Origin of the sequence: Aquisphaera insulae (genome assembly GCF_011064615.1) — a bacterium.
In the GTDB taxonomy this organism is placed as follows: Bacteria; Planctomycetota; Planctomycetia; order Isosphaerales; family Isosphaeraceae; genus Aquisphaera; species Aquisphaera insulae.
Window position 1 is genome coordinate 1 of the sequence record NZ_JAALJH010000173.1, and the last position, 6,846, is coordinate 6,846.

A 6,846-nucleotide genomic window follows, 5' to 3' on the forward strand; every position below is an offset into this window, starting at 1 on the left:
CTAACTGGGTGTGTCATCCGTCATCGCTCCCCCCTCCAATCGTCCGAGCATCCGGCCCCACTTGCGAGGGACCCTGCTGCGGCCGAACTCGGGCAGTCGCGGCTCGAACTGGTTCCAGGTCAGGACGGTCAAGCACGCGTCCTCCTGCAGGATCGCGACCAGGACGCGGCCCGCGTGCAGGCCGAGCGCGGCGATCGCGCCGTTCTCCGGGTTGCGGCCCAGGCGGCGGGTCCGCGACAGGGCCTGGCGGAGGAGCGGCTCGGCGGCCCCGGGCTCGACCCCGAACCGCTCGACGAACCGCTCCAGCGCGTGCCGCGAGAGCCGGACCGAACTGTAGTCTCGCTGGCCTGGCGGCGGCATGGCGGACGCGAAATCCTCCTCGGTCGGGCCAGGGGGGGTTGGGGCCGGATTTCAGGGCTTGGCGACGATCTGCCTCCTCTCCTCGGCGCTGAAGACGCTGTTGGCCTTCGGGCCCGGCTCGAAGCACGAGGCCATCGGGCTCGGCCGCGGCTCCTCCACCGGGATGACGTAGGTCCGCGCCCCGTCGGCGGAGGTCTCGATCCGGCCCCCTGCCTTCTTCACGGCCTGGTCGGCGAGGTTCTCGCAGACCTCGATGAGCCGGGAGAACGTGTACGGGGTGGAGTTGAACTTGGTGTTCGCGTCCAGCCCCTCGACGTACTTCCGCGGCAGCCTCGTGTAGCCGATCGTCGTGAAGATGACGCCCGCCGCGCTCGACGGGTTGCAGTCGGAGTCCTGGCCGCAACGGGTGGCCACCACGATCGTCCGGTCGGGATCCCCCTTGCCATAGAGGATCCCCATCACGAGGTAGGCCCCGTTCAGCTTGGCGTCGATGTTGAAGGCCGGCGGATCCTTGTCCTGCGCATTGCAGGCGAACCGGCGGTAGGCGGGGTTCTCATGATACTTCGCGCCGACCTTCTTCCAGGTCGCCTCCCAGTCGTCGGGGTTCTCCTTGTACCAGGCCAGGACGTCGCGGATGGCCTCCGCATACTGAGACTTCTCCGGGATCGCCTTCAGGCCGGCGCGGACGATTTTCTCCGGATCCTTCTCGAAGAAGGCCTCGGCGTACATGGCACCGATGAACTGGCCGCCGTAGAGGCCGTCGCCCTCGTTCATCAGGCGGCCGAAGGTCACTCCCAGGTCGATCGCCGTGTTGGGCAGCCCCGGGGCGATCAGCCCCGAGAAATCGGCCTCGATCTGGTAGTCGATGTCGTCGGCGTGCTTGTTGAGCGCGGGATGGCCGGAGTCCGGCGGGGCGATCCCCTTGCGGAGGAGCTCGCGGCCGGCCTTGTTGGCGTGCCAGAGCGGATACTTGCTGTTGGCGAAGTCGATGCCGGCCTGGCGGGTCGTCGCGCCCAGGCCGTGCTGCTCGAGCGTCCGCAGGAAGGTCATCTCGACGTAGAGGTCATCCTGGTCGTACTGGTTGATCATCACCGGCTTCCACGCCGGCACCTTGTCGGCCGGCACGACCTTGTTGAGGTAGCGGAACTCCGTGGGCCCGCCGACCGCGACCCCCGCCATCTGGCCGATCCAGCCGGCCTTCATCCGGTCGATGTAATCGGCCCGGGCGATCCGCCGCTCACCCCTGGCCGCCGAGTGACCGCCCCCCTCCAGCCCGAGGGCCGGGCCCGAAGGCACCGCGCCGGTCGCCGCCCAGACGACGCCCCGGCGGAGCCAGGCGGCGAAGCTCGGGTCGGTCATGGCCTCGACGTCGTGCCCCAGCGAGTTGACGTAAACGCGGCCCTTTCCATACGTGTTCACCCAAACAACCGGCTCATCCTTGCCCGTGCCCTTCGGCTTCTTGGGGTCGGAGTAGGCCGTGGCGAGCACGACGCTGCCGTCGGTGATGACGGAGTTCTGGTAGAGCTCGTCGATCGCGTGGACGAACTCCGCGGGGAGCCCCTCGGAGATCGGATGCTTGACCTCGGTCTTCTTGACGCTGAAGACGTGCTTGGGCCCGTGGAAGCCCTGGGACCGCCAGCCGCCGGCGATGGCCTTCTCGAACTCGGCCCAGTTCGGCCTGGCGAACGCGGCCGAGGCGAAATGGTAGCTCACCAGCCCATTGCCGCCGCGGACGGCCTCCAGGAAGGCCTTCTTGTTGTCGTCCGACCAGCGGGTCTCCGGCCCCCCCTTGTCGGTGTTCATGTAATTGAGCAGCAGGACGTCGTACTTAGCCAGGTTGGACTCGGTCAGGTCCTTCGCCGGCGACGCCGTGACGGACACGGCGAAATGCGGCGGCGTGAGGACCTTCGACTTGAGGTACTCCGTCGTCGCCTTCCAGTCGTGGTAGTTGTCGCCCGTGATGATCAGGACCTTGATCGGCCCGGCCTGCGACCCCGCGGCGGGCCCGCCGGCGGGCTTCGGAGCGGAGGCGACCGGTGCAGGAGCAGGAGCCGGTGCCGGTGCGGGCTTCGGTGCCGCGGTAACCTTTGCGGTCGCGGCGGCCTCGGCCTCGACGCCCAGGTTGTCCAGCCCGATCGGGCCGAAGACGGGGACCGCCATGTCAAGGCCGTCCACGAGGTTGCAGTACGGGTCATGGCCGTAGCCGTACCAGAGGTACGCATGGGGCGGGACCGGGCCGATGAGCTTCAGGACCACCGTGTCGTGCGACTTGCCGACGGTCGCCTCGAAGATGGAGGGGATCGCCGTGCCGTCCTCGGTCCGAATCGAGAACCCGCCGATGTGCCGCTCCGGTCGCAGGCCCGTGCCTTCGTCGCCGGAGCTGAGGCCCGGGTTCATGCCCGTGCCTCCGCCCATCCCGCCGCCCATGCCCCCCATCCCGCCGCCCATGCCCCCCATCCTCATGCCCATCCCACGCATGTTCGCCGGGGCACTGGCCTGGATGTTCACGCCCTTGAACTTGACGAGGAGGGTGTTGTGCGAGCCGACCGCGACGCGGTCGAGCGTGGGGGTCGTGGCGCCGACCTGGCCGAACTGCTCGCGGAGGGCGATCTTCGCCAGTCGCTGCCCCGCACGCTTCAGGCCCTGGGTGCCGACGTGGATCAGGTCGTCCAGCTCCAGGTCGACGACCGAGATCACGGCCGTGTTGGGCACGCGGTCGGGCAGCCGGCGCTGGATGTCCTGGACGAGGTTCCAGTCCTTCGGGTTCGATGCGCCGGGGATGATGAATCGGCCGATCTGGACGAAGTAGAACGGCAGCTCGGGCTGGTTCAGGTCCGCCCGAATCGCGGCGATGAAGTCGGCGAAGACCTTGCCGTAGACCTTCGCGGCCTGTTCGCTGGCGTCGCTCTCCCCCTGATACCAGAGGATGCCCTTCACCTTGCCGCCGGCGAGCTGGACCTGGCGGAGGAACGACCCATACAGGCTGTTGCCCCCCTCCCCCTTCTTGGCGGGATCCCACTGGGCCATGCTCGTGCCGCCGTGGGCGGTGGCGACCAGGCCGACCGGCACCCGGGTGGCCTCGGCCATCGCGACGCCGAACGGCAGGCCGAGGCCGGCCCCCTTGGTCCGGGTCCGGTGCTGGTCGGCCGAGCGCTGGGGGCGATTCGCGGGGTCGCCGGAATGGACCGCGTCGGGCGAGTCCACCAGCCAGTGGAGCGGCTCCTCGGCCTGGCCCCACTTGCCGTCCATCCCCAGGCTCATGACCAGGGGATTGGGTGGGGTGACGTCGACCAGGTCGCCCACGCCCTCCATGTTCGACTGTCCGGCCAGCACCCAGAGGTCGCCGACGAAGACGGGGCTGACGACCGCGAACTGCTGCTGCCCATCACCCGTCTTCAGCTCGATTCGGATCGTGTAGGGCCCGCCCATCGGGACGCCGACGAGCTTGCCGTCCTCGAACCGGGTCCGATCGTTGGCCGCGCCGTTGTTGAACGCGTTGCCGCCCATCCCCCCGCCGAGCAGGACCGCGGAGGTCACGGTGACCGCGCCGTGGGTGTCCTCCGCCAGCACGACCGGAATCGTCGCGCGGTTGTTGGCGTCGCGCTGGAAGACCTGCATGGGACGCGGCGACTTGAAGCGATCGTCCGAGGCCGTCGGCTGGCGGCTGGCCATCTTGGATGTGACCAGCCCCGGTCCTCCCGGGCCGGAAACCTGGGCCCCTGCCGGGCCGGCGAGCGACCAGAGACACGAGCCCGCGACGGCGAGGCCGACGACGAGCGACGAGGTGAGCCGCGATGCGACCGGCCTCGGGCGAAGCGGAGGGAAACCTGCCATGATGACGACGTCTCCAGGAAAGGGGCATGCCTGGGGTCGATCTTCGAGCGACCGGCGGCCCCCGATCGGTTCCTACGGTCGTAGCGTTTCTCGGGGCGAGCGCCCTCATCCTACAGGCGCCCGGGGCCTGCCGAAAGCCTGCGGACCCGGGCACCCCGAAACCGCCCCGATGGGACCGGAGTTGTCGCCTCGAACGCTCATCGAAATTGGCTTCGGTCGTCGCATGCGGTGCTGCGAATCCATCGACGTAAGTCCCTGCCCACGTATATGTTGGATACGATTTTTCGATTGGCTTCGCCCCCCACCGGAAACGAGTGGAAACTCTGCATCGCATTCCTCGCGACCGGGTGCCCGTGGTGGAGCACCGCGAAGGGCGGGCCGTTGACCTGGCCCAGGGCTTTCCGTTGACCCGCGCCGGATCCGTGGCGTTCCACGACGGCCACTCGCAATCGCGGTCGCCGGGCTGGCCATTGGCTTCGGTCGTCGCGCGGGCTGCTTCAAAAGGCTCGTCGCAATTGCTTTCCTCGCGAGGACCCGGATGTGGTCTTCGATTGGGTTCGCCTCCCCGGTCTGCCGCGCCGCCCGCCGGCCCGCGTCCTCAACGCGGGCCGGGCCGACCTTTTGATTCGCCTGCTCGCCGCGGGTGGCCGTGGTGGAACACCACGGGAAAGCAAGCCGTTGCGCCCGACGAGCTTTGCTGTCAGGCCAGGGCGGTCCCGTGGTGTTCCACCACGGCCACCCGGAGGCTTCGCGTGCGTGCAAGGAGTGTGAAGATCGGCCTTCGCGATTGGGGACGGTGCCGGTTCGCCTCCCCGGTCTGCCGCGCCCTCCGCCGGCCCGCGTGCACGACGCGGGCCGGGCCGACCTTCTGATTCGCCTTCTCCCGGATTGACAAAGATCGCTCAAGGGCCGCCTGCACGACCGGCGCGCAAGAGTCCCTCTCTACTCAATAGAATCCCCGCGTTCACACTCCGGGTTTCACCAAAACGGAGAAAATCGGCCAGGTCGTCCCTACGACCGCACCAGGGACGAAGGATCCGCGGAGAGCCTGTCCTGTCGTCGCCGGCAACGGCCGGCGATCGGGTGGGACGTGAATCGCCGAGCAGCCCGATCGGGCTCGACCCGGGAGACGCAGGAGGCCAGAGATGCACGAGGCCCGCGGCGAGTCGAGCAACAGGTACAGGTGGAGGTGGTCGTCCATCACCGCGAACCCGCCGCGGTCGATGGAGAAGGGCCCGATATTTGTCCACCATATTGATCAAAATCGACGAGCCGCTCGGGAGGCGGCTTCCCCCGTCTCCCTGGCTTCCCTTTCTTGAGGCGGGGGTGGCTACGGATCCTCACTCTGCTTAAGAAAAGGCTTGGCGACACTATCAATGCGGGCGAAGATGCTCACCGCATTGTCCAGTCAACTCATTCCCGTGCCGCCGCCGCTCGCAACCGCTTGATGAATATCACATCGATATCAACGATCCCGTCAATGGCGTCGGACTCAAGCCGTCAGGTCCAAAACTGGCTCATCATGGACATGGATTGCAATCGTTCGATGGGGTTGGCAGAGTGACGGCTCGCTTGAAGGATGCCGTCGAAGGTGCGTCTGATTGGGTTAGCCGGTCGAGGGAGTCTGCTGGTCGAGCATGCAAAGCTCAAGAGCGAAATCGGGTTGGGACAATTTCATGACAAGTTTCAACAATGCAAGACGTCAGTTCTACGAATACGACCCTGACGCAAACTCATACGCCGGAGTTGGATTCAGAGTCGGAGACGTCCATGATGATGATGATGATGACGATGATGCAACGGTTACCAACCTTCACAGGAATGATACCCCGCTTCAGCAGGCTTGGAGACCTCTCACTTGCCACGGCTACAACGACAACCCCTCCGAAGTCGGCGACTTTGTGAGCGTCAGCAATTACAGAAAAGTTCCGATGTTCAGCGAGCGAGCATGGAAGGCCCTGCAACCAGTAATCGGCGGAGAGTGTGAAGCCTTGGCTGTACACCATCCCTTTAATGGAGAGTACTTCCTTATTCATGTCTTGCGGACTGCCGATGCTCTGAACGAAGTCGAAAGTGAAGTCGAGCGTCGGTCAGCTAGCGACCCCCGAATTCGGCACATTGTTCGTTATGCCTTCCGGCATGAACAAATTGACAATTTACATATCTTCAATCTCCCCAACAAGAGCGGAGGCAGTCTCATCGTGGATGGTGTTTTTCGCAAGGTAGTAGAAGAACATGGACTGCGGGGATTGCGATTTCGTGAGCTGATAGTGAATGGAGCATTTTGACAGCGCCCCTTCCACTGCCAATCCCTGGCCTTCGACCATGACAGGGAGTCTGAAGGCAGGGCCAGCATACACTAAGAGGCTATCCGGTAACGTCTCGATTGACGTAAACTCTTCATCTCTCAGGAGGTCCGAGAATCTCAACATGACGGAGCGCGCACCCATGCGGAAGTCCTACCCCTCCGACCTGACCGACGAGCAGTGGGCGATCCTCGAACCCCTCATCCCGGTCAACAAGACGGGTCGGCCTCGCACGGTGTCGATGCGGGAGATCCTCAACGCGACGTTCTACCTCAACCGGGCCGGCTGCCGGTGGGACATGCTGCCCCACGACCTGCCGGCCAAGAGCACCGTCTACGACCACTTC

Annotated in this window: 4 protein-coding genes; 2 read left to right on the forward strand and 2 right to left on the reverse strand. The window is 65.9% G+C overall.

Going from position 1 to position 6,846, the window contains the following annotated elements:
* Both G6O54_RS36225 and G6O54_RS36230 read right to left on the reverse strand, forming a co-directional pair.
* Complete coding sequence (locus tag G6O54_RS36225; protein ID WP_165235737.1) at positions 1 to 360, reverse strand: hypothetical protein; 360 nt, start codon at positions 358 to 360, stop codon at positions 1 to 3.
* A gap of 51 nt (positions 361 to 411) precedes the next feature.
* Positions 412 to 4,194, reverse strand: coding sequence for a sialate O-acetylesterase (locus G6O54_RS36230; RefSeq protein ID WP_165235740.1), 3,783 nt, complete (start codon positions 4,192 to 4,194; stop codon positions 412 to 414).
* Between the two features lie 1,676 nt (positions 4,195 to 5,870).
* On the opposite strand from G6O54_RS36230, the gene G6O54_RS36235 reads away from it, so the two are divergent.
* Complete coding sequence (locus G6O54_RS36235; protein ID WP_165235743.1) at positions 5,871 to 6,482, forward strand: imm11 family protein; 612 nt, start codon at positions 5,871 to 5,873, stop codon at positions 6,480 to 6,482.
* A 142-nt stretch (positions 6,483 to 6,624) separates the two neighbouring features.
* Positions 6,625 to 6,846, forward strand: a 222-nt coding sequence (locus tag G6O54_RS36240) for a transposase (RefSeq protein ID WP_165235746.1), incomplete at its 3' end; no start/stop codon positions are given.

Coding starts and splice junctions, on each gene's coding strand:
- G6O54_RS36230 (WP_165235740.1), bottom strand. CDS start 4,194: ATGGCAGGTTTCCCTCCGCTTCGCCCGAGGCCGGTCGCATCGCGGCTC.
- G6O54_RS36225 (WP_165235737.1), bottom strand. CDS start 360: ATGCCGCCGCCAGGCCAGCGAGACTACAGTTCGGTCCGGCTCTCGCGG.
- G6O54_RS36235 (WP_165235743.1), top strand. CDS start 5,871: ATGACAAGTTTCAACAATGCAAGACGTCAGTTCTACGAATACGACCCT.